Raw genomic sequence first — 21,610 nt, 5'->3', positions numbered from 1 at the left:
GGATGCAGGTATGAGTCTCAAAAATAAAACCGCCGTTATCTTTGGTGGCAGCGGCGCTATTGGCAGCGCCGCTGCGTACGCGCTCGCCCGTGAAGGGGCAACGGTCTACCTCGCGGCACGCGATCAGGCCAGGCTGGAGCACGTCGCTAACCGCATTCACGCCGCTGGCGGGTCAGCCCGGCGGTTTGTTTTCGATGCTCTCAATGCCGACGCGACGCTCCCGGACGTTACCGGCATTGATATCGTCGTGAATGCCACGGGTTTTATGCATGACCAGGGTAAACGCCTCGACGCATTAACGCTCAGTGAATTCAGACAGGGGTTCGACCCTTTTCTGGCCGCCTGTTTCAACATCGCCAAAGCTGTCGCACCCCGTATGGGCGGTGAGCGTGCCGGAACGCTTATCACCGTCGTTGCGCCGGCTGCAAATATGGCGATGCCGGGACATCTCGGGCATATCGTTGGCTGCGCGGGAACGGAAGCGTTAACCCGTGCGCTCGCGGCGGAGCTGGGGGCAAAGAATATTCGCGTCCTGTGCGTGCGTTCGCATGCGATAGCCGACGCGGTTCAGGCCGGTTCCGGTGTGGGTGACCTGTTCGCCATCAAGGCGCAGGCGATGGGCATCACCGTGGAGCAGTTTCTGGAGGGCGCGGCACAGAGCACGATGCTGAATCGCCTGCCCACACTGGAACAGGTGGCAGATACCATCGCGTTTCTGGCGTCAGATGCAGCCGGTGCCATCACGGGAACAACGGTAAACATGACGGCCGGCGCGACCACAATCTAACGTCCGCTCTCGCCCGCAATCCTGCCGACCATCGCCCGGATCTCCTCCCGGGTGAGCGGGGCTCTGTCGGTCACAAAGTGCAGCGTCATCCCTTCGATAAAGGCATCCAGCGCGCGGGTGGTCACCGGGTCGAACCACTGCTCAAGCGTGGTCTGGCTCATCTTCATCCAGTCCTGCATTACCGTTTTGAGCGCCGCACTGCGGTGCATAAAGGCATAGAGCTGGTACATCAGCGCCATATTCTGCGGCGTCGTGACCTGCGAACTGTGGATCAGCATGGTGATGGATTCGCACGCCATTTCTGGCCCGGTCACGCCGGCGAAGAAATCCCGATACTGCTGCGACATCTGCCGGGTAAACCACGTAAAGGCCTCTTCCAGCAGCGACTCCATACCGTCAAAATAGTAGGTCATCGACCCCAGCGGCACGCCCGCGCAGGTGGCGATTTTCCGGTGCGTCACGGCATGAATACCGTGCTCTGCAATGGTGTCCAGGGTCGCCTGCAGGATCTTCTCCCGGCGTTGAGGATCGTTCGGTGCTCTGCTCATAAATTCCCCACGTGGTTTGTGTACAAATGTACACAAACTTGCTAGTGTTGTCGCTATTGTTGTACTTCCGGTGCTGACTTCAATGACTCTGACCTCCCCCCGTAGAACCCTGCAGCTGCGCATGTGGGCGCTGTTTATGTTCTTCTTTATTCCCGGTCTGCTGATGGCCTCATGGGCCACGCGTACCCCGGCCATTCGCGATATTTTATCCGTCTCAACGGCCGAGATGGGCATCGTGCTGTTTGGCCTGTCGATAGGCTCCATGAGCGGTATTCTCTGCTCCGCGTGGCTTGTCAAACGCTTCGGTACACGGGCGGTCATCCGCACCACCATGTGCTGTGCCGTGTTCGGGATGCTGGTGCTGAGCGTGGCGCTGTGGCTTGCCTCGCCGGTGCTGTTTGCCCTTGGGCTGACGGTGTTTGGCGGCAGCTTCGGTGCCGCTGAAGTGGCCATTAACGTTGAAGGGGCAACGGTTGAACGGGAGATGAATAAAACCGTACTGCCGATGATGCATGGCTTTTACAGCCTCGGCACGCTGGCCGGTGCGGGTGTGGGGATGGCGCTGACGGCCTCGGGCGTCGCCGCGAACCTGCATATTCTGCTGGCCGCACTGGTATGTATTATCCCCATTCTGACCGGTATCCGGGCGATCCCGGACGGCACCGGCAAGAACACCTCTGACGAACACGCCACCGCGGAAAAAGGGCTGCCGTTTTACCGCGACATTCAGCTGATGCTGATCGGCGTGGTGGTGCTGGCGATGGCCTTTGCGGAAGGGTCCGCTAACGACTGGCTGCCGCTGCTGATGGTTGACGGCCACGGTTTTAGTCCAACCTCCGGCTCCCTGATCTACGCCGGTTTCACCCTCGGGATGACCGTCGGGCGCTTTACCGGCGGCTGGTTTATTGACCGCTACAGCCGCGTGGCGGTGGTGCGTGCCAGCGCCCTGCTGGGCGGGCTGGGGATTGCGATGATCATCTTTGTGGACGTGGACTGGATTGCCGGTGTGTCGGTGATCCTCTGGGGTCTGGGGGCTTCGCTTGGCTTCCCGCTCACCATTTCAGCCGCCAGCGACACTGGCCCGGATGCACCGACCCGCGTCAGCGTGGTGGCGACCACGGGCTACCTCGCCTTCCTGGTGGGGCCACCGTTGCTTGGCTTCCTCGGTGAGCACTACGGGCTGCGCAGCGCCATGCTGGTGGTGTTAGGGTTAGTGATCATCGCAGCGCTGGTAGCGCGCGCGGTCGCGAAGCCGGAAACGGAACAAACGACACTGGAGAAGGGATATGAGCGTTAAACTGATCGCCGTCGACATGGACGGCACGTTTCTGAGCGATGCCAAAACCTATAACCGCCCGCGTTTTCTGGCGCAATATGCACGAATGAAAGCGCAAGGCATTCGCTTTGCGGTTGCCAGCGGCAACCAGTACTACCAGTTGATTTCCTTTTTCCCGGAGATTGCCCATGAAATTGCGTTTGTCGCGGAAAATGGCGGCTGGGTGGTCAGCGCCGGGGAAGATGTCTTTAACGGTGAACTGTCGAAGACGCACTTCGACACCGTTGCCGCCGTGTTAAACGATGTGCCGGGCATTGAGATTATCGCCTGCGGAAAAAGCAGCGCCTATACGCTGAAGCACTATGACGACGGCTTTAAGGATATCGCGGCAAAGTACTACCACCGTCTCGAAATGGTGAGTGATTTCAGCAACCTGAACGATATTTTCTTCAAATTTGGGCTTAACGTCTCTGACGACGACATCCCGCGTATTCAGGCGATGCTGCACGAAAAGCTGAATGACATTATGGTGCCCGTCACGACCGGCCACGGCAGTATCGACCTCATCATCCCCGGGGTGCATAAAGCCAACGGTCTGCGAATACTGCAAAAGCGCTGGGGCATCGACGACAGCGAAGTGGTGGCTTTTGGCGATAGCGGGAATGACGTAGAAATGTTGCGCCAGTCAGGGTTCAGCTTTGCGATGGCAAACGCCAGGCCGCATATTAAGGCGGTGGCGCGCTTTGAAGCCCCGCACAATAACGACGAAGGCGTGCTGGATATAATTGATAAGGTGTTGAACGGCGAAGCGCCGTTTCATTGACGCCACCATGGCCCTCTCCCGCCGGGAGAGGGAAAACAGCTTACGGCTGTAAAGCATTCCCGACGCGTTTATCCTTCAGGAACACCACGATAAGCCCAACCCACAGCACGCCGTTAGCCAGATTAAACAGGCTGAACAGACCGTTGCCGCCAAATGCGTAGGCGTGTTTGCTCACCTCGATACCGACGGTGAAAATCAGCATTTGCAACATGCCCATCGCCGCTGACACCGTGCCTTTGCTCATCTCGCTGGCAAACAGGGTCAGGCGCACCAGTCCGGCATTCGCCACACCGATACCGAACGCGTAAACGCTTAATCCTGCGGTCATCCACAGATACGCATGGGACGACACCACTGTCGCGACCGCCGCCAGAACCAGCCCGGCAGCGATGGGCCAGCCGCCCATAATGATCAAGGCACGTACCGTACGGCGGGATGTGAGACGCGCCAGCACCAGGTTACCGATAATCAGCGCGCCAAAAATCGGCACCTGCAGCAGGCCATACTCATAGCTGCTGAGCTGCTCGCCGCTGATGATAATGACCGGCGACTGGGCAATCCACGCCAGCAGAGGCAGGCTAACAAACCCCGTCGCCAGCGCGCCCGCCACAAAGCGGCCGTTCTTCAGCACTTCTTTGTAATCCCGGCCCAGCTCTTTTAGCGACAGTTTCTCACCCAGACGGGTAGCGGTTTCCGGCATCGCGCGCTGCAGGCCAAAGAAAGCGACGGCGGCCAGCACGGCAAACAGCACGAACATCCCTTCCCACGGCGCAACGTGTACCCAGGCAGCGCCCACCAGCGGCCCCAGCAGGGGCGCGATCAGCGCCACGTTCGCCATTAGCGCGGTAATCTTGATACACACCGCTTCCTCAAACGACTCCTGGATGGCGGCATACCCGACAGCACCGATAAAGCAGAGGCTCACCCCCTGCAGGAAGCGCAGCAGGGTAAATTGCTCAATATTTTGCGCCAGCAGCGTGGCGAGGCAGGTCACGATAAACCACACCACGCCCGTCAGCATCACCGGACGACGGCCAATACGATCCGACAGCGGCCCTAACAGCCACTGCAAAAACATGCCGCCAGCCAGATAGGCAGTCATGGAGGTCGGTACCCATTCGATCCCTGCGTTGTACTGTTCGACAACGGCCAGCATGCCGGGCTGGATCATATCGTTGCCGATGTAAGTAGAGAATTCGTAGAGCACCAGACATAAGGGGAAAAGCAACGCCTGACGACCCAGACGTGAACCAGAAGAAGAACGGTTTAACATGCAATCTCTTTATCGTGACAAAATCGCGACGAGTGTAATGAAATGCCCTGGCCCGAGATAGTGATTTATCCAGAAGAAACAGAAATAAAGCACATATCGTCTTTGTTTAAGGTTTCCTTAAGTTGACAGATTTATGATAGCCCCATTTCTCGTCAACGACTCCGGATTATGGCACCCACTTCCAGCCGTTCAGAATTGTCTAACTTACAGACAAATAAGACAAAACGACTTTACCGTCTACCACCCCGCTTTTATGGTTATCAGCTTTTAATACTGATAGCCCTTGCCGTGCTGTTTACCTGGCTATCCCGCGATGAAACGCTCGACAGATGGATCACCGGTTTATGGTATGACGCGGCTGCTCACCGTTTTCCACTGCAGCAAGACCACCTGCTGGACCTGCTGAACCATCGACTGGCGAAGTACATCGCCATCGCCGCAGGTGCTGTTGCGCTCATTTATGGCGCGTTCAGGCGCAATGCGAGACTGGTCACGGCCGCGCTGCTGATGGGGCTTGGCGCGCTGGTGGTTGGCGTACTGAAAAGCATAAGCCATCACAGCTGCCCGTGGGATCTGGTGGAGTATGGCGGTAGGGCCGTTTCTTATCCGCTGTTCAGTGCCGCTCCCGCTGACAGCGGTCCGGGGCGCTGTTTCCCCGGCGGTCATGCCTCCAGCGGCTTTATGGTGATGGGACTGTTCTTTGCCTTCTGGCGCGAGCGTCCGCGTCTTGCCTGGTGCTTCGTCGTGCTGGGCGTCGTTTTAGGTCTGGCGATGGGTTACGGCCAGGTCATGCGCGGGGCGCATTTTTTCTCTCACAACCTGTGGGCTGGGTGGTGGGTCTGGTTTTCCCAGTTGGTGGTCTACGGTCTGGTCTCCACCTGGTTTGCTAAAGAGTGACAACGCTATGTTAGAGAATTTGAATTACCAGCTGTTTTATCTCATCAACGCCACTCCGGCCTCGCCAGAGTGGATGATTGATTTCGCCACCTTCCTGGCAAAAGATCTGATCAGTATCGTGCCGGTACTGGCGGCGATCCTCTGGCTGTGGGGACCGAGAAGCCAGGTGAAGGCGCAGCGCCAGCTGGTAATTAAGATGGCGATGGCCCTCGGGATCAGCGTGCTGGTCAGCTACATTCTGGGCCTGACGTTCCCGCACGACCGCCCCTTCGTCGACCACGCGGGGTATACCTTCCTGCACCATGCTCCGGATGACTCGTTCCCAAGCGATCACGGGACGGTTATCTTTACCTTCGCGCTGGCCTTCCTGTTCTGGCATCGTCTGTGGTCGGGTGTGGTGCTGATGGTGGTGGCAGGGGCTATCGCCTGGTCTCGCGTTTATCTCGGCGTCCACTGGCCGATGGATATGGTGGGGGGGTTGCTGGTCGGTCTCATCGGCTGCGTCAGCGCAGCGATCCTGTGGAATCTCTTCGGTGAAGCGCTCTACCGCGGCCTGTCTTATCTGTATCGCACCCTTTTTGCTATCCCGATCCGCAAAGGCTGGATACGTGACTAACCCCGGTCTGACAGGTTACACTTGAACCCCCCGCCCTGCGGGGGTTCACTTTTTTATCCCGAGGAACTATGGAAACACGTCGCGATGACCGCATTGCTCAGCTGATACAGGCGCTGAAGCGCAGTGATAAGCTTCATCTTAAGGAAGCCGCCAGTATCCTCGGGGTCTCTGAGATGACCATTCGCCGGGATCTGAACAGCGAGAGCGCGCCTGTCGTGCTGCTGGGCGGGTACATTGTGCTTGAGCCGCGTAGCGCCAGCCATTATTTGATCAGCGACCAAAAAACGCGCCTGGTGGAAGAGAAACGCAAAGCCGCCCGGCTTGCGGCCTCGCTGGTGCAGCCGCATCAGACGCTGTTTTTTGACTGCGGCACCACCACGCCGTGGATAATCGAAGCGATCGACAGCAGCATCCCGTTTACGGCGGTGTGTTACTCGCTGAATACCTTTCTGGCACTGCAGGAGAAACCCGAGTGCCGGGTGATCCTCTGTGGCGGTGAGTTTCACGCCAGCAATGCCATCTTTAAGCCGCTGAATCTGCAGGATACGCTCAGCAACGTATGTCCGGATATCGCGTTTTATTCCGCAGCGGGGGTCACTGTCCGTCAGGGAGCAACCTGCTTTAACCTGGAAGAGTTGCCGGTCAAGCACTGGGCATTAAGCGCCGCGCAGTACCATGTGCTGGTGGTCGATCACAGCAAGTTTGGCAAGGTTCGTCCGGCAAGAATGGGTGAGCTGTCGCGCTTTGACGCCATCGTCAGCGATTGCCGTCCGGATGAAGAGACCGTGGCCTACGCGAAAGCGCAGCAGGTGAAGTTGATGTACTGAGTCAGGTGCAGAGGTCATGCCGGGTGGCGCGATGCCACCCGACAATGGAGGCTTAACTGAACCAGCTGCCAAACCATCCGTGGAATTTCATCATGACGAAGTCCCACATCCGGCTAAAGAAACCGCCCTCTTCTACCGCTTCCATCACAATCAGCGGACGCTGTTCAATCGATTTGCCATTAAGCTGGAAATCAATCGTCCCGACCACCTGGCCTTTTTTCAGCGGCGCGGTGAGCTGGCTGTCGGTCAGGGTGTAGCTGGCTTTCAGGTTTTTCAGCTGACCACGGGGAATGGTCACCGACCCGCCTTCACCCGCCCCCAGGTTCACTTCACTCTTGTCACCAAACCAGACGCGCTGGCTGATGAACGTGGCATCCGGTTTAATGGGCGTGACGGTTTCATAGAAGCGGAAACCCCAGGTCAGCAATTTTTCTGATTCATTAAAACGAATGCGGTCGGTTTTGGTGCCCAGCACAACCGAGATCAGGCGCATATCGCCCTGAGTTGCGGAAGCGACCAGGTTATAACCCGCGCCGGCCGTGGTGCCGGTCTTCATACCGTCGACGTTGACGTTACTGCTCCATAGCAGACGGTTACGGTTCGGCTGGCGGATTTTGTTGAAGGTAAACTCTTTTTCTTTGTGGATGGCATATTCATCCGGCACGTCGTGGATCAACGCTTTGCCTAACAGCGCCATGTCGCGCGCGGTACTGAACTGACCCGGCGCATCAAGACCGTGCACGGTTTTAAAGGTGGTATTGGTCAGGCCCAGTTTTTGCGCGTAGCCATTCATCAGGCCAATAAAGGAGTCCTGGCTGCCCGCAACGTAATCGGCCAGCGCAATACAGGCATCGTTACCGGACTGGATAATGACCCCTTTATTCAAATCAGACACTGACACCTGATCGCCGGGTTTGAGGAACATCACCGATGACCCACGCAGCGCCGGGTTGCCGGTCGCCCAGGCGTCCTTCCCGATGGTGACCATATCGTCAAGCTTGATTTTGCCCGCTTTCAGCGCCTGACCCACCACATAGCTGGTCATGATTTTCGTCAGGCTTGCCGGGTCAAGTTTCTCATCCGCATTGCCTTCCGCCAGCACTTTACCACTGGAATAATCCATCAGGATCCAGGCGCGCGCATCCACAGGCGGCGCTTCGGGCGCAGCCTGTTCCGCTGCGTAGAGAGTTGGTACAAACAGGAAAAGGAGCGCAGAGCCTGCCGCCAGGCTGCGCAGAGAAGTCATTTTTCGCGTCATAAATGCCACCCGAGTGTCCATTCAAAAATTACGTCACATCACCGTGTCGCAAGAAGCGATGAGTAATAGCGCACTAAAACGGTTAAAGAAACCTAACCAAGGTAAAGTTATTAAAGTTTATGCAATAACATTCAGATACGCTTTGATTCAGGCGATTTTTTTGTCTTCTGTTGCGTAATTGTTAGGTTTATCTCACCATGGCAAATCGCTGGCGTTGATTCACATCTCAGGTTGTTTGACTATTTCGGGAGTTTCTATGATTACGCTGTGGGGCAGGAACAATTCAACCAACGTTAAGAAAGTCCTCTGGACGCTGGAGGAGCTGGATTTACCGTTTAAGCAGGTGATGGCAGGTTTGCAGTTTGGGGTAAATAAAGATGCCGACTATCTGGCCATGAACCCAAACGGTCTGGTGCCCTTGCTGCGCGACGAAGAGACCGACGTGACGCTGTGGGAGTCCAACACCATCGTGCGTTACCTCGCGGCACAGTATGGTCAGAGCCGCCTGTGGGTGGACAGTCCGGCCCAACGCGCTCAGGGTGAAAAGTGGATGGACTGGGCAAACCAGACGCTCTCCCCCGCACACCGTGTGATCCTGATGGGGCTTGTCAGAACCCCCGAAGCTGACCGCGACTATCCTGCCATTCATGCAGCCCAGGACACCTGTGAAAACCTGTTTGCGATGATGGACGACGAACTGGCGAAGCATCCGTGGTTCTCAGGCGAACGCTTCGGCGTAGGCGATATTGCCGTTGCGCCCTTCATCTGGAACCTGACCAACATTGACGTTACCTGGACGCCGCGCCCGCACCTTGCGCGCTGGCTGACGCAACTGAGCGAGCGCCCGGCATACCGTCACGTGGTGATGATCCCGGTGACCTGATTACGATCCGGACGGGCTGACTTTCAACAGTTGCCCGTCCGTCTCATCGGTCAGGACATACAGATACCCATCCGGCCCCACCCGTACATCGCGAATGCGCTGGTCTCTGTCACCTAAAATTCGCCCCTTCTCGGTAACCGTGTTGCCCTCCACGTTCAGCACGATAACGTCTTTCTCCTTCAGCGCCCCGACAAACAGCGTGTTTTTCCACTGCGGGAATACGTCACTGTTGTAAAACGCCATCCCGCTCACGGCGGGGGACACTTTCCAGACAAACAGCGGCTTTTCCGTTCCCTCGACGTGCTCGCCCTGGGCTTCCGGGATCTTCAGACCGCTGTAGTTGATACCGTGCGTCGCCAGCGGCCAGCCGTAGTTTTTGCCTTTCTCCGGGATATTGATTTCATCCCCGCCGCGTGGACCGTGCTCGTTAAGCCATAGCGTGTCGCTCCAGGGGTTCATCGCCATCCCCTGCGGATTACGAATGCCGTAAGACCAGATTTCGGGCCGTGCGCCGGGAGTGTTCACAAACGGATTATCGGCAGGCACTTTGCCGTCCTCCGTCAGGCGCACAACTTTGCCCTGCAGTTTATCCAGATCCTGCGCCGTCGGACGCTGGTTGTTCTCGCCCAGACCAATAAACAGATGGCCTTTACCGTCGAAGACCAGTCGACCACCGAAATGGTTACCGGTGGACAGTTTCGGCATCTGACGGAAGACCACCTGGAAACCTTCAATTCGGGAGAGATCATCGCTTAAGCGGCCATAGCCAACCGCCGTTCCCGCTTTGCCGTCATTCCCCGCCTCGGCATAGCTCAGCCAGACGCGGCGCGATTTTTCAAAATCCGGGGCGAGTGCCACGTCCAGCAACCCGCCCTGGCCGTTTGCCCAGACCTTGGGTACGCCGACGATCGGGTCGGAAAGCCCTTTTCCGGCCTGCCAGTGCTTTAACTGGCCTCCCTTAAGGGTCACCAGCAGCCCTTTATTGTCCGGCAGGAACGCCATCGACCAGGGATGATCGAGCCGGTTTTGCACAACGTCGACTTTTACCGCGTCAGGGGCGGCGAGGAGAGAAAACGGGAAAAACAACGCAGGCAGGAAAATCAGCGAAGATCGATGCATAACGCGCTCCTTTATCGGTTTATGGCATAAAGGTTAGCCACTGGGTCCGGGCACGTTATCACTTTTACAAAAGCTTAATCAGAAGGGGGAGTTGCCTCCCCCGGTGTCAGTGTTGTTCAAGCGTCTCGTGCTTGTTCAGACACATGATGCATAGAGAGAGCGTGGTCAGGCAGTTTTCAAGCTTCTCCGCGTTAACAGCGATAAAATTCGGGCAGTCGTGGCGTCCGTTCATCAAACATACCCCTGCAATGGAGAGCACCTCGGCGGCGCGACGCAGCGCAACGAGTTCGCTTTCGGCGTATTCCGCTTTCAGGACGGGTGCTTTTTCACGCATGAAGTTGCAAAGTTCAAAGAGATTATCACGCAGATGTTCGCTTTCGCTGACTGACATATACCCTTTTGCCTTCCTCAACTGCAGGTACGCGGCAAGGTCGATTCGGGCATTGATCAGCTTGTTAAGCAGATCGCGTTTCAGTCTGTCAACGGACATGCTCTTTCCTCCTCTGTCAGCCATTGTGCACATTCAGAATAAGGTTATTTTTTGTACAGTTTAATGCCTGAGATCAATAATTCTTAACTGATTAACATTATTTACAATGTTACAACCTTCTCGCCGGTCATCCGCCTCGCAAAGAGTGTATAAATCCCCCGCGGAACGCTGTAAAATCCCGCCCTGATAACTCCATAATTGATGAATTTTTAACCTATGAGCAATGTTACGCACCAGCCTAAAATCGGCTTCGTCTCCCTGGGCTGCCCAAAAAACCTGGTGGATTCTGAACGCATCCTGACCGAACTGCGCACCGAGGGCTATGACGTGGTGCCAAGCTACGACAACGCCGACATGGTGATCGTTAACACCTGCGGGTTTATCGACAGCGCGGTTCAGGAGTCACTGGAAGCCATCGGTGAAGCCCTGACGGAAAACGGCAAAGTGATTGTGACCGGCTGTCTGGGCGCGAAAGTGGACCAGATCCGCGAAGTGCACCCGAAAGTGCTGGAGATCACCGGCCCGCACAGTTACGAGCAGGTACTGGAGCATGTTCATCACTATGTCCCTAAACCTAAGCACAATCCGTTCCTGAGCCTGGTGCCAGAACAGGGCGTGAAGCTGACCCCGCGTCACTATGCGTACCTGAAAATTTCCGAAGGCTGCAACCATCGCTGCACCTTCTGCATTATCCCGTCCATGCGTGGCGATTTGGTCAGCCGTCCGATTGGTGAAGTGCTGGCAGAAGCCAAACGTCTGGCAGACGCAGGCGTTAAAGAGCTGCTGGTCATTTCCCAGGATACCTCGGCCTATGGCGTCGACGTGAAGCATCGCTCTGGTTTCCACAACGGTGAGCCGGTGAAAACCAGCATGGTTGGCCTGTGCGAACAGCTTGCCAAACTGGGTATCTGGACACGTCTGCATTACGTCTACCCGTATCCGCACGTTGACGATGTCATCCCGCTGATGGCAGAAGGGAAAATTCTTCCGTATCTGGATATCCCGCTGCAGCACGCCAGCCCGCGTATTCTGAAGCTGATGAAGCGTCCTGGCTCCGTCGATCGCCAGCTGGCACGCATCAAACAGTGGCGTGAAATCTGCCCGGACCTGACCCTGCGTTCCACCTTCATCGTGGGCTTCCCGGGCGAAACCGAAGAAGATTTCCAGATGCTGCTCGACTTCCTGAAAGAAGCACGTCTGGACCGCGTAGGCTGCTTCAAATACAGCCCGGTCGAAGGCGCGACCGCCAACGAACTGGCGGATCAGGTTCCGGAAGAGGTGAAAGAAGAGCGCTGGAACCGCTTCATGCAGCTGCAACAGCAGATCTCTGCTGAACGTCTGCAGGAAAAAGTGGGCCGCGAAATTCTGGTCATCATCGATGAAGTGGACGAAGAAGGCGCAATTGGCCGCAGCATGGCGGATGCCCCTGAAATCGACGGCGTGGTCTACCTGAACGGCGAAACCAGCGTTAAGCCGGGCGATATTGTCCGCGTGAAAGTTGAAAACGCCGACGAGTATGATTTGTGGGGAAGCCGGGTTTAACGGCGTTTTACCCTTCCCTTCACCCTCTCCCGCCGGGAGAGGGTTTCCATCCTACCCCTTAATCCTCGGATCCAGCGCGTCACGTAACCCGTCACCCAGCAGGTTAAACGCCAGCACGGTCAGGAAAATGGCCAGGCTCGGGAAGATGGCCACGTGCGGTGCAATGACCATGTCCGCTCTTGCTTCATTCAGCATCGCGCCCCACTCCGGTGTAGGCGGTTGCGCACCCAGCCCCAGAAACGACAGGCTGGCCGCCGAGATAATCGACACGCCGATACGCATGGTAAAATAGACCACGATAGACGACACCGTCCCCGGCAGAATATGGCTGAACAGGATAGTGGCATCGCTGGCCCCCATGCTGCGCGCAGACTCAATAAAGGTTTGCTGTTTGAGCACCAGCGTGTTGCCTCGTACCAGACGCGCAAACGCCGGTATTGAGAAGACCGCAACCGCAATAATGACGTTAGCCATACCGCTGCCCATTATCGCCACTACCGCAATCGCCAGCAGAATGCCCGGGAAGGCAAACAACACGTCGCAGATACGCATGATAATGCGGTCCCACCAGCCTTCGTAATATCCGGCGACCAGACCCAGCACGGTGCCGATTGCCGCGCCAATCAGTACCGCAAAAACCCCGGCGGCGAGAGAGATCTGCGCCCCCACCAGCACGCGGCTGAAGATGTCGCGCCCAAGCGAGTCCACGCCGAACCAGTGCAGCATCGACGGTCCATCATTGAGACGGTCGTAATCAAAATAGTTTTCCGCATCAAACGGTGCTACCCACGGCGCAATGACCGCCACCACAATCAGCAGCAGGACAAACAGCCCCGCCGTCATGGCGACCGGCTGACGGCGAAAACGCCGCCAGAATTCAGACCACGGCGTGCGGATATGGTCCGGCTTTAGCCCCGGCATAGCGTTTAACATGGTCTGACGACGCCAGTTCAACAATCGCATTTTACTTATACCTGATGGCCGGGTTAATGGCGGCGTAGAGCACATCCACCACTAAGTTGATAAGAATAAATTCCAGTGAGAAAAGCAGGACTTCGGCCTGAATAACCGGGTAATCACGCATTTCGACTGAATCCACCAAAAGACGTCCCAGCCCCGGCCAGTTAAAGACTTTCTCTACCACAATCGAGCCGCCCAGCAGAAAACCAAACTGGAGCCCCATCATCGTCACCACCGGGATCATCGCGTTACGAAAGCCGTGTTTGAGGATGACCCATTTCTCGCTGACCCCTTTCGCCCGGGCGGTGCGAATATAATCTTCGCTCAACACGTCAACGAACGAGGCGCGGGTAAAGCGGGCCATTACGGCAGCAACAGCCGCGCCCAGCGTCATCGAGGGCAGAATGTAGTGTTTCCAGGTGTCGGCCCCGACCGTCGGCAGCCAGCCCAGCTCCACGGAGAATATCTGCATCAGCAGCATCCCCAGTGCAAATGCCGGGAAGGAAATGCCCGTGACGGCCAGAGCCATACCCAGCTTATCCGGCCAGCGGTTGCGCCAGACGGCAGCGACAATTCCTGCGCCAAGACCAAACAGCACCGCCCAGCTCATGCTGGCAATGGTTAACCAGAACGTGGGCATAAAGCGGCTGGCAATCTCTTCCGACACCGGACGACGTGACACCATAGAAGTGCCAAAGTCACCCTGCAGAACGTTGCCAATATAGTGGAGAAACTGCATATACAAAGGCTGGTCGAGGCCCAGTTGTTTTCGCACCAGCGCGATAACCGTTGCATCCGCATCTGACCCTGCAACCAGACGTGCCGGATCGCCCGGCAGCATATGAACAAACAAAAACACCAGCACCGCCACAATCAGCAGCGTCGGGATAAGCCCCAACAGGCGTTTACAAACATAATTCAGCATGCCTTTCCCTCTCATCCCACAGGCAGTGGCCTGCGGGCATGAGTATTATTTTAAATCTGCTTCATCAAAGCTAAAGCCCGTATCCGGCATGATGTAGAATCCGGTCAGCGCTTTGTTATGCGCGGAAACCAGTTTTTCCACCACCAGCGGTACCCACGGCGACTCTTTCCAGATGGTATCCTGCGCCTCTTTATACAGGCGCGCTTTCTCTTCCGGTTTGGTCGTTTTCAGGGCATCCGCCAGGTCTTTATCCACCTTCGGGTTGCTGTAGAAGGCCGTATTGAACAGGGTCGGCGGCCAGTTCTGTGAGGCGAACAGCGGCGACAGCGCCCAGTCCGCTTCACCGGTAGAGGCCGACCAGCCGGTGTAGAACATCCGTACGCCGCTCTCTTTCTGCCCTTTCCCTTCCACCTCAGCCGCACGCTGACCGGCATCCATCGCGGTGACCTGCGCCTTGATACCTACCTGCGCCAGCTGCTGCTGGGTAAATTGCAGCACCTTCTGAGCGGTACTGTGATTATGCGACGACCAGAGCGTGGTGCTAAAGCCGTTCGGGAAACCCGCCTCTTTTAACAGCTCACGCGCTTTGGCCGGATCGTAAGGCCACGGTTGATAGTTTTGCGAATAGGCGATCGCCGGAGGCAGCACGCCGGTAGCCGGCGTGGCATAGCCAGCAAAGGCGACTTTTACCAGCGCCTGGCGGTTAATGGCGTAGTTGATGGCCTCACGCACTTTTGGGTTATCAAACGGCTTTTGCGTCACATTCATGCTGATATAGCGCTGCATAATGGACGGGCTGGCGACCAGCTCCAGCTTGCTGTTTTTCTGCAGAATGGCGGCTTGCTCATAGGGGATCGGGAACGCGAACTGCGCCTCGCCGGTCTGCAGCATCGCCGCGCGGGTGTTGTTGTCCACCACCGGACGCCAGGTAATGGTGTCCAGCTTCGGCAGGCCCGGCTGCCAGTAACCCGCAAACTTCTTAACCTTCACAAAGTCGGTCTGGTTCCAGGTGAGCAGCTCGTAGGGGCCGGTCCCCACCGGATGGAACCCGATCTCTTTGCCGTATTTTTTCAGCGCGGCAGGCGAAATCATCGCCGTGGCCGGATGCGCCAGAATATTGATAAACGCCGAGAACGGCTCTTTCAGAGTGATCTTCACCGTCGTCGGGTCGACCACCTCGGTGCTGGCGATGTTTTTATACAGGTTGTAGCGCTTGAGGCTATTTTCCGGGTTGCTGGCGCGATCGAGGTTTATCTTCACCGCCTCCGCGTTGAAATCTGTACCGTCCTGGAACTTCACACCGGTTCTGAGCTTAAGGGTATACACCAGCCCGTCGCTGGAAACGGTATACCCTTCCGCCAGCACATTTTTAAGTTTCATCTCGCTATCCAGGCCAAACAGCCCCTGATAGAACGATTTCGCCACCGCCTGGGAGAGCGTGTCGTTGGCATCATACGGATCCAGCGTGGTGAAATTGGAACCGACGGCGACCACCACATCTTTGGCAGCGAACGCCGGCGCGGCGGCCAGGGCTGCCGTCACGCTCGCGGCGAGTAACCATCTGCGCGCTACAAATTTAACCATTGTGTTCTCCTGCCTGTTTTAAGTTATAACCGCGAGAATGCATTGTCCTGACGCGGAGGGGCCACAAAATGCCCCGGGCCAACCTCGCGCAGCGCCACGCGCTCCACCGCCTCGCCCCGTTTACGAATATTGCTTGGCATTTCGTCCTGCAGCAGCACACGCTGGCCGTGGCGATGCTCAGGGTCGGCAACCGGCACCGCGGCAATAAGTTTGCGTGTGTAAGGGTGCTGTGGATTTTCAAATACCGCCCTGCGCGGTCCTATCTCCACAATTTGCCCCATAAACATCACCGCGACACGGTGGCTGATGCGCTCAACCACCGCCATGTCGTGTGAGATAAAGAGGAAGGCAATCCCCATATCCCGCTGCAGGTCGAGCAGTAAATTAATGATTTGCGCCCGGATAGAGACATCCAGCGCCGAGACGGATTCATCTGCAATCACCACTTTCGGGTTAAGCGCCAGCGCGCGGGCAATGCAAATACGCTGCCGCTGACCGCCCGAAAACTCGTGCGGATAACGCCAGGCATGTTCTGGCTTCAGCCCCACGCGCTCAAGCAGCCAGGCCACCCGACGCTGTGCGGCTTCACCGTCGAGCAGGTTATGCACCCGCAGCGGCTCCATAAGTGAATACCCCACCGTGTGGCGCGGGTCGAGGGAGGCATACGGATCCTGGAAAATAAACTGGATATCTCGCCTCACCGCCTGCAGTTTGCTGTCCGGAAGGGTATCAATGCGTTCCCCGTTAAAGGTTATGCTGCCCTCCTGGGACTCCACCAGCCTGAGCAGCGCCCGCCCGGTGGTGGATTTGCCGCAGCCTGACTCTCCCACCAGCGCCAGCGTTTCGCCTGGCCATAAATCAAAACTGACGTTTTCAACCGCATGCACCTCGCGCTTCACGCGGTTAAACATTCCGCTGCGCAGGGGAAAACGGGTCACCAGATCGCGCACTTCCAGAATCGGCTTGCCGGGTACCACGGTATCCTGCTCGATTTCATCTTCCTGCTGGCCTGCCGCTTCGAGAGAAATCAACGGGAACCGGCGCGGTAAATCGCTGCCGTTCATCGCCCCCAACCGCGGAACCGCCGCCAGCAGCGCTTTGGTGTAAGGATGAACCGGCGCATGGAAAATTTGCTCAACCGTGCCGGTTTCCACGGCGTTGCCCTTATGCATGACCAGCACGCGATCGGCAATATCGGCGACCACGCCCATATCATGGGTGATGAAAATCACCCCCATCTCCATCTCCTGCTGCAGCACTTTGATAAGCTGCAGAATTTGCGCCTGAATAGTCACATCCAGTGCCGTCGTGGGTTCGTCGGCAATCAGCACCGCGGGACGGCAGGAGAGCGCCATCGCAATCATGACGCGCTGACGCATACCGCCGGAAAGCTGATGCGGGTAGCGTCCCAGAATGGCCTGCGCTTCCGGTATGCGTACCAGGTCAAGCATGCGTTTCGCTTCACGAAGCGCCTCATCACCGCTCAACCCCTGATGCAGGCGGATGGACTCGGCAATCTGTTCCCCGACCGGAAAGACCGGGTTCAGCGAGGTCATCGGCTCCTGGAAGATCATCGCAATATCGGCCCCGCGCACGCTCTGCATCTGCGAGGCGCTCAGCTCATTTAAATCAATGACCTGGTGGTTACGCCGGCGCAGCAGCATTTTTTCGCAGCTGACCTGTCCGCCGGTCTGTTCCAGCAGACGCATCAGCGCCAGTGCGGTGACCGATTTCCCTGAACCGGACTCGCCTACAATCGCCAGCGTTTCGCCGCGGTTGAGCGAGAATGATAAATTCTGTACTGCGGGGATGAACTGCCGCTCTTCCTGAAACGCAATATTCAGTTGATGGACAGCCAGCACTTCACGGTTGTCCAGCTCTTCACTGTGCGGCACGCTTTGCCCCCTTATTCACGATAGATCCCCGTACTGGGTTCATCACCGGCATAACCCCACGCGCGGTACATACCTTCGCTGTTAAACGGCAATGCCACGTTGCCCTCACGATCCACCGCAATTAACCCACCGACACCCCCCAGTGCGGGCAGTTTCTCCATCACCACGCGTTCACAGGCTTCGGCCAGGCTTAACCCGCCGTAATCCATCAGCGCGGTGATGTCATACGCCGCGAGGGCGCGAATAAACACTTCACCGGTTCCGGTGCACGACACTGCCGCCGTGGCGTTATTGGCATAGCACCCTGCCCCCGGTAATGGACTGTCACCTACCCGGCCCGGCAGTTTGTTGGTCATACCGCCGGTCGACGTGGCCGCAGCCAGATTCCCGGCTTTATCAAGAGCCACCGCCCCTACCGTGCCCATTTTGCTGCGCTCATCGAGCGGCGCGGTATGGTCAAGCTGCGTCACGTTTGCCGAGCGCGCCTCAAGCAGCTGTTGATAACGCTCCGGCGTTGAAAACAGATCGGGAGAAACTGGCGTCATGCCATGTTCCGCGGCAAACGTCTCTGCCCCGGCCCCGGTCAGAAGAACATGCGGGCTCGCCTCCATCACCAGACGCGCGGCCAGCACCGGATTACGCAGATGGCTCACCCCCGCGACGGCGCCCGCTTTAAGGGTGACACCGTCCATGACGCAGGCATCCAGCTCGTGCGTTTCATCGCGGGTAAAGACTGAACCAATGCCCGCGTTAAACAACGGGCACTCTTCCAGCAGACGTACCGCCTCGGTAACCACATCCAGCGCGCTCTCGCCCGCCTCCAGCATCCGCTGGCCCGTTTCCACAATGGCATACAGCGCATCAATATAACGTTTTTCCTGCTCGGGACTGAGCAGGGCACGGGTGATTGCCCCGGCGCCACCATGAATTGCGATTACCGCATTAACCATTCCCATCACCCGTTAGCCTGATTTGCGGCTTTTTCTATAAATATCATTATCGTCGCTGAAACTTCAGATGATTTTTGAATATAGAAAGACGCAACTGTGATGTAAAGCGTACACCCATCGGGTCATACAGTTAGTGGCACTTTTCTGCCATAATGGACGCTTTCGTCGTTACTCCGCAGGAGCCCACCATGGATTTTACCGCCGGACTGATGCCGCTTGAGGCGGCACTCACGCAGATGCTTGACCGAATTTCCCCCCTGCACGACCACGAGACGCTGCCATTGGTGCGCTGTTTTGGTCGTATTGCCGCGCGCGATATCGTCTCTCCGCTTAACGTGCCTGGGTTCGATAACTCCGCAATGGACGGCTACGCGGTACGCCTGGCGGATATCCGGACGGATACGGCGCTGCCCGTGGCGGGTAAAGCATTTGCCGGTCAGCCGTTTAACGGTGAGTGGCCTGCGGGTAACTGCATACGCATCATGACCGGTGCCCCCGTACCGCCAGGCTGCGAAGCGGTGGTGATGCAGGAAGAGACCGAACAAACGGAAGCGGGCGTCCGCTTCACCGCGAGTGTTAAAGCGGGACAGAATATCCGTCGTACCGGTGAAGACATCACGCGTGGCGCAACGGTATTTGCCGCCGGGCAGAAACTGACGGTGGGCGAACTGCCGGTGCTGGCCTCGCTCGGCATCGCAGAAATTGACGTTATCCGCAAGGTACGCGTGGCGGTCTTTTCCACCGGCGATGAACTCCAGCTTCCGGGCCAGCCACTGCAGGACGGCCAGATTTATGACACTAACCGCCTCGCGGTACACCTGATGCTTGAACAGCTGGGGTGTGAGGTCATTAACCTTGGCATCATTCCGGATGATCCGGAGAAACTGCGCGCCGCGTTTATTGAAGCGGACCGGTCGGCGGACGTGGTAATTAGCTCCGGCGGCGTTTCCGTAGGTGAAGCGGATTACACCAAAACCATTCTTGAAGAGCTGGGGGAGATCGGCTTCTGGAAACTGGCCATCAAGCCGGGCAAACCGTTCGCGTTTGGTCAGCTGAAACACAGCTGGTTCTGCGGCCTGCCGGGTAACCCGGTTTCCGCCGCCCTGACCTTCTACCAGCTGGTCATTCCGCTGCTGGCAAAACTGTCTGGTAACCAGGCCCACCCGCTGCCGGTTCGCCAGCGCGTACGTGCGGCGACGCGCCTGAAGAAATCACCGGGCCGTCTTGATTTCCAGCGCGGTATTCTGACGCGCAACGCTGAAGGCGAGCTGGAAGTGAGCACCACCGGACACCAGGGCTCGCACATCTTCAGCTCGTTCAGCCAGGGTAACTGCTTTATCGTTCTCGAGCGTGAACGCGGCAGCGTGGAGCCGGGTGAATGGGTTGAGGTGGAAAGCTTTAACCACCTCTTCGGAGGCTAACATGACGGCTGAACTCAGCGACCAGGAGATGATGCGCTATAACCGCCAGATTGTTCTGCGCGGTTTTGATTTCGACGGCCAGGAAGCGCTTAAGGCAGCACGGGTGCTGGTCGTGGGGCTGGGGGGGCTGGGCTGCGCTGCGGCCCAGTATCTGGCCGCGGCGGGGGTGGGCAATATGACGCTGCTGGATTTTGATACCGTGTCGGTGTCGAACCTTCAGCGCCAGACGCTGCACAGCGACGCGACCCTCGGCCAGCCCAAAGTGGAATCGGCCCGCGCGGCGCTGGCGCGCATCAATCCTCACGTGAAGTTCACCCTGATTGACGCCCTGCTGGATGATGAGGCGCTGTCGGCACAGATAGCACGACACGATCTGGTGCTGGACTGCACCGATAACGTCACCATTCGCAATCAGCTGAATGCAGGATGTTTTGCCCACAAAACGCCGCTGGTCTCCGGTGCCGCCATTCGCATGGAAGGCCAAATCAGCGTCTTTACCTACGCCGGAGGCGAACCCTGCTATCGCTGCCTGAGCCGTCTGTTTGGCGAGAACGCCCTCACCTGCGTGGAGGCGGGCGTCATGGCTCCGTTAGTCGGCGTCATAGGTTCGTTGCAGGCTATGGAAGCGATCAAAGTGCTGGCGCATTACGGGACGCCTGCCGCGGGGAAAATCGTGATGTATGACGCGATGACCTGCCAGTTCCGCGAGATGAAACTGATGCGCAACCCCGGCTGTGAGGTATGCGGACGCTAAATGGTTGCCGGGCAAGCGTTAGCATAACCCGGCAACCGTATCAGAGCGTCGTTCTGCCAAACGCCCCTTGCCAGTCCTGCTCAAACTTCACTATTGCCGCATCCACCGCAGGCGAAGTAATAAACTGCTGAGCAACATCCAGCGGCAGGGTGATGGATTCACAACCTGCCAGCAGGCAGTCCAGTGCCTGACGCGGCGTTTTGAAGCTCGCGGCCAGCACTTTTGACTGCGGAGCATGCAGCGTCAGAAGCTGCTGCAGTTCAACTACCGTCTGGATCCCGTCCCCGCCCTGCGCGTCCACGCGGTTAACGTAAGGGGCAACATACTCAGCGCCCGCCAGCGCGGACAGCATCCCTTGTGCTGCACCGTACACCGCCGTACCCAGCGTCGGGATCCCTTCCGCTTTCAGCATTTTGATCGCCGCCAGACCTTCCGCCGTTACCGGCACTTTTACCACCAGGTCGTTGATAATGGTGCGCAGTTTACGCGCCTCTTCCACCATCCCTTCAGCGGTGGTCGCCATGACCTGCGCGAACAGGCGACCTTTCCCGCCGAGCGCATCCTGCAGCGCCGGTAGCAGCGCCTCGAGCGGCGTTTTCCCTGCCGCCACGATACTGGGGTTCGTGGTCACGCCCGCCAGCGGGAAGATACGCGCCAGCCGTTTCACTGCCGCGACGTCGGAAGTATCGAGATAAAGTTCCATGATGTAACCCTCAAATTTAGCCTGCATTTACCCTATCACGACAAAACCTGCTCAGGAGTTGACCTGCATCAAGATAACT

21 protein-coding genes are annotated in these 21,610 nt (G+C 57.5%); 10 read left to right on the top strand and 11 right to left on the bottom strand.

The window, feature by feature from the left end; genetic code table 11:
• Positions 1–10: 10 nt before the first annotated feature.
• Positions 11–787: an SDR family NAD(P)-dependent oxidoreductase gene (locus tag BH714_RS03145; protein WP_040017015.1), complete on the top strand. Its 777-nt coding sequence runs from the start codon at positions 11–13 to the stop codon at positions 785–787.
• On the opposite strand, the gene BH714_RS03140 is transcribed toward BH714_RS03145, so the two are convergent.
• Positions 784–1,335 (bottom strand): TetR/AcrR family transcriptional regulator, encoded by a 552-nt coding sequence (locus tag BH714_RS03140; RefSeq protein ID WP_040017014.1) that lies wholly within the window; start codon positions 1,333–1,335, stop codon positions 784–786. The two genes, BH714_RS03145 and BH714_RS03140, sit on opposite strands and share 4 nt — an antisense overlap.
• Before the next feature lie 82 nt (positions 1,336–1,417).
• Between BH714_RS03140 and BH714_RS03135 the strand changes: the two genes are divergently transcribed.
• Complete coding sequence (locus tag BH714_RS03135; RefSeq protein ID WP_040017013.1) at positions 1,418–2,632, top strand: MFS transporter; 1,215 nt, start codon at positions 1,418–1,420, stop codon at positions 2,630–2,632.
• Positions 2,622–3,434 (top strand): Cof-type HAD-IIB family hydrolase, encoded by an 813-nt coding sequence (locus tag BH714_RS03130; protein ID WP_040017012.1) that lies wholly within the window; start codon positions 2,622–2,624, stop codon positions 3,432–3,434. The genes BH714_RS03135 and BH714_RS03130 overlap by 11 nt, the downstream gene beginning before the upstream one ends.
• A gap of 40 nt (positions 3,435–3,474) precedes the next feature.
• Here the strand turns inward: BH714_RS03130 and BH714_RS03125 are convergent, their stop codons facing one another.
• On the bottom strand, positions 3,475–4,707 hold the full coding sequence (locus BH714_RS03125; RefSeq protein ID WP_040017011.1) for an MFS transporter: 1,233 nt from the start codon (positions 4,705–4,707) through the stop codon (positions 3,475–3,477).
• Positions 4,708–4,875: 168 nt separating this feature from the next.
• Between BH714_RS03125 and BH714_RS03120 the strand changes: the two genes are divergently transcribed.
• The 3 genes from BH714_RS03120 to deoR all read left to right on the top strand — a co-directional run bounded on the left by BH714_RS03120 (position 4,876) and on the right by deoR (position 7,047).
• Positions 4,876–5,604 (top strand): phosphatase PAP2 family protein, encoded by a 729-nt coding sequence (locus BH714_RS03120; protein ID WP_040017010.1) that lies wholly within the window; start codon positions 4,876–4,878, stop codon positions 5,602–5,604.
• Between the two features lie 7 nt (positions 5,605–5,611).
• Entirely contained in the window at positions 5,612–6,220 is a 609-nt protein-coding gene (ybjG, locus tag BH714_RS03115; RefSeq protein WP_040017009.1) for an undecaprenyl-diphosphate phosphatase, read from the top strand.
• A 68-nt stretch (positions 6,221–6,288) separates the two neighbouring features.
• Positions 6,289–7,047 carry a DNA-binding transcriptional repressor DeoR gene (gene deoR, locus BH714_RS03110; RefSeq protein ID WP_040017008.1) on the top strand — a complete coding sequence of 253 codons (759 nt, stop codon included), beginning with the start codon at positions 6,289–6,291 and terminating at the stop codon, positions 7,045–7,047.
• 52 nt (positions 7,048–7,099) lie between these two features.
• Here the strand turns inward: deoR and dacC are convergent, their stop codons facing one another.
• Positions 7,100–8,305, bottom strand: coding sequence for a serine-type D-Ala-D-Ala carboxypeptidase (gene dacC, locus BH714_RS03105; protein ID WP_020884884.1), 1,206 nt, complete (start codon positions 8,303–8,305; stop codon positions 7,100–7,102).
• A gap of 256 nt (positions 8,306–8,561) precedes the next feature.
• Between dacC and BH714_RS03100 the strand changes: the two genes are divergently transcribed.
• Positions 8,562–9,188 (top strand): glutathione S-transferase family protein, encoded by a 627-nt coding sequence (locus BH714_RS03100; RefSeq protein ID WP_040017007.1) that lies wholly within the window; start codon positions 8,562–8,564, stop codon positions 9,186–9,188.
• On the opposite strand, the gene BH714_RS03095 is transcribed toward BH714_RS03100, so the two are convergent.
• A complete protein-coding gene (locus BH714_RS03095) occupies positions 9,189–10,307 on the bottom strand; it encodes a PQQ-dependent sugar dehydrogenase (protein WP_040017006.1) in 1,119 nt (372 codons plus the stop codon).
• Between the two features lie 106 nt (positions 10,308–10,413).
• Positions 10,414–10,797 (bottom strand): biofilm formation regulator BssR, encoded by a 384-nt coding sequence (gene bssR, locus BH714_RS03090; protein ID WP_020884887.1) that lies wholly within the window; start codon positions 10,795–10,797, stop codon positions 10,414–10,416.
• 216 nt (positions 10,798–11,013) lie between these two features.
• Here bssR and rimO point away from each other — a divergent pair, with 216 nt between their 5' ends.
• Complete coding sequence (gene rimO, locus BH714_RS03085; protein ID WP_040017005.1) at positions 11,014–12,339, top strand: 30S ribosomal protein S12 methylthiotransferase RimO; 1,326 nt, start codon at positions 11,014–11,016, stop codon at positions 12,337–12,339.
• A gap of 51 nt (positions 12,340–12,390) precedes the next feature.
• Here the strand turns inward: rimO and gsiD are convergent, their stop codons facing one another.
• The 5 genes from gsiD to iaaA are packed head-to-tail and all read right to left on the bottom strand — an operon-like array spanning position 12,391 to position 18,653.
• Entirely contained in the window at positions 12,391–13,302 is a 912-nt protein-coding gene (gsiD, locus tag BH714_RS03080) for a glutathione ABC transporter permease GsiD (RefSeq protein ID WP_040017004.1), read from the bottom strand.
• Position 13,303: 1 nt separating this feature from the next.
• Complete coding sequence (gene gsiC / locus BH714_RS03075) at positions 13,304–14,224, bottom strand: glutathione ABC transporter permease GsiC (protein ID WP_020884889.1); 921 nt, start codon at positions 14,222–14,224, stop codon at positions 13,304–13,306.
• Positions 14,225–14,269: 45 nt separating this feature from the next.
• A complete protein-coding gene (gene gsiB, locus BH714_RS03070) occupies positions 14,270–15,808 on the bottom strand; it encodes a glutathione ABC transporter substrate-binding protein GsiB (protein ID WP_040017003.1) in 1,539 nt (512 codons plus the stop codon).
• A gap of 23 nt (positions 15,809–15,831) precedes the next feature.
• Complete coding sequence (gsiA, locus tag BH714_RS03065) at positions 15,832–17,703, bottom strand: glutathione ABC transporter ATP-binding protein GsiA (RefSeq protein ID WP_014169283.1); 1,872 nt, start codon at positions 17,701–17,703, stop codon at positions 15,832–15,834.
• 11 nt (positions 17,704–17,714) lie between these two features.
• Positions 17,715–18,653 (bottom strand): beta-aspartyl-peptidase, encoded by a 939-nt coding sequence (gene iaaA / locus BH714_RS03060; protein WP_040019005.1) that lies wholly within the window; start codon positions 18,651–18,653, stop codon positions 17,715–17,717.
• 188 nt (positions 18,654–18,841) lie between these two features.
• Between iaaA and moeA the strand changes: the two genes are divergently transcribed.
• Together moeA and moeB are read left to right on the top strand one after the other, a co-directional pair.
• Positions 18,842–20,074, top strand: a complete 1,233-nt coding sequence (gene moeA / locus BH714_RS03055; protein WP_040017002.1) for a molybdopterin molybdotransferase MoeA — start codon at positions 18,842–18,844, stop codon at positions 20,072–20,074.
• A gap of 1 nt (position 20,075) precedes the next feature.
• On the top strand, positions 20,076–20,828 hold the full coding sequence (gene moeB / locus BH714_RS03050; RefSeq protein WP_040017000.1) for a molybdopterin-synthase adenylyltransferase MoeB: 753 nt from the start codon (positions 20,076–20,078) through the stop codon (positions 20,826–20,828).
• A gap of 40 nt (positions 20,829–20,868) precedes the next feature.
• On the opposite strand, the gene fsa is transcribed toward moeB, so the two are convergent.
• Positions 20,869–21,531 (bottom strand): fructose-6-phosphate aldolase, encoded by a 663-nt coding sequence (fsa, locus tag BH714_RS03045; protein ID WP_020884894.1) that lies wholly within the window; start codon positions 21,529–21,531, stop codon positions 20,869–20,871.
• Positions 21,532–21,610: the final 79 nt, after the last annotated feature.

The organism is Enterobacter ludwigii, assembly GCF_001750725.1.
Taxonomy (GTDB): Bacteria; Pseudomonadota; Gammaproteobacteria; order Enterobacterales; family Enterobacteriaceae; genus Enterobacter; species Enterobacter ludwigii.
The sequence above is the reverse complement of the archived record's forward strand: the minus strand, read 5'-3'. Positions and strand labels throughout refer to the sequence as shown.

What these genes read in the sequence shown, in the direction of transcription:
- BH714_RS03145 (WP_040017015.1), top strand. Translation starts at nt 11, where the DNA reads ATGAGTCTCAAAAATAAAACCGCCGTTATCTTTGGTGGCAGCGGCGCT.
- BH714_RS03140 (WP_040017014.1), bottom strand. Translation starts at nt 1,335, where the DNA reads ATGAGCAGAGCACCGAACGATCCTCAACGCCGGGAGAAGATCCTGCAG.
- BH714_RS03135 (WP_040017013.1), top strand. Translation starts at nt 1,418, where the DNA reads ATGACTCTGACCTCCCCCCGTAGAACCCTGCAGCTGCGCATGTGGGCG.
- BH714_RS03130 (WP_040017012.1), top strand. Translation starts at nt 2,622, where the DNA reads ATGAGCGTTAAACTGATCGCCGTCGACATGGACGGCACGTTTCTGAGC.
- BH714_RS03125 (WP_040017011.1), bottom strand. Translation starts at nt 4,707, where the DNA reads ATGTTAAACCGTTCTTCTTCTGGTTCACGTCTGGGTCGTCAGGCGTTG.
- BH714_RS03120 (WP_040017010.1), top strand. Translation starts at nt 4,876, where the DNA reads ATGGCACCCACTTCCAGCCGTTCAGAATTGTCTAACTTACAGACAAAT.
- ybjG (WP_040017009.1), top strand. Translation starts at nt 5,612, where the DNA reads ATGTTAGAGAATTTGAATTACCAGCTGTTTTATCTCATCAACGCCACT.
- deoR (WP_040017008.1), top strand. Translation starts at nt 6,289, where the DNA reads ATGGAAACACGTCGCGATGACCGCATTGCTCAGCTGATACAGGCGCTG.
- dacC (WP_020884884.1), bottom strand. Translation starts at nt 8,305, where the DNA reads ATGACGCGAAAAATGACTTCTCTGCGCAGCCTGGCGGCAGGCTCTGCG.
- BH714_RS03100 (WP_040017007.1), top strand. Translation starts at nt 8,562, where the DNA reads ATGATTACGCTGTGGGGCAGGAACAATTCAACCAACGTTAAGAAAGTC.
- BH714_RS03095 (WP_040017006.1), bottom strand. Translation starts at nt 10,307, where the DNA reads ATGCATCGATCTTCGCTGATTTTCCTGCCTGCGTTGTTTTTCCCGTTT.
- bssR (WP_020884887.1), bottom strand. Translation starts at nt 10,797, where the DNA reads ATGTCCGTTGACAGACTGAAACGCGATCTGCTTAACAAGCTGATCAAT.
- rimO (WP_040017005.1), top strand. Translation starts at nt 11,014, where the DNA reads ATGAGCAATGTTACGCACCAGCCTAAAATCGGCTTCGTCTCCCTGGGC.
- gsiD (WP_040017004.1), bottom strand. Translation starts at nt 13,302, where the DNA reads ATGCGATTGTTGAACTGGCGTCGTCAGACCATGTTAAACGCTATGCCG.
- gsiC (WP_020884889.1), bottom strand. Translation starts at nt 14,224, where the DNA reads ATGCTGAATTATGTTTGTAAACGCCTGTTGGGGCTTATCCCGACGCTG.
- gsiB (WP_040017003.1), bottom strand. Translation starts at nt 15,808, where the DNA reads ATGGTTAAATTTGTAGCGCGCAGATGGTTACTCGCCGCGAGCGTGACG.
- iaaA (WP_040019005.1), bottom strand. Translation starts at nt 18,653, where the DNA reads ATGGTTAATGCGGTAATCGCAATTCATGGTGGCGCCGGGGCAATCACC.
- moeA (WP_040017002.1), top strand. Translation starts at nt 18,842, where the DNA reads ATGGATTTTACCGCCGGACTGATGCCGCTTGAGGCGGCACTCACGCAG.
- moeB (WP_040017000.1), top strand. Translation starts at nt 20,076, where the DNA reads ATGACGGCTGAACTCAGCGACCAGGAGATGATGCGCTATAACCGCCAG.
- fsa (WP_020884894.1), bottom strand. Translation starts at nt 21,531, where the DNA reads ATGGAACTTTATCTCGATACTTCCGACGTCGCGGCAGTGAAACGGCTG.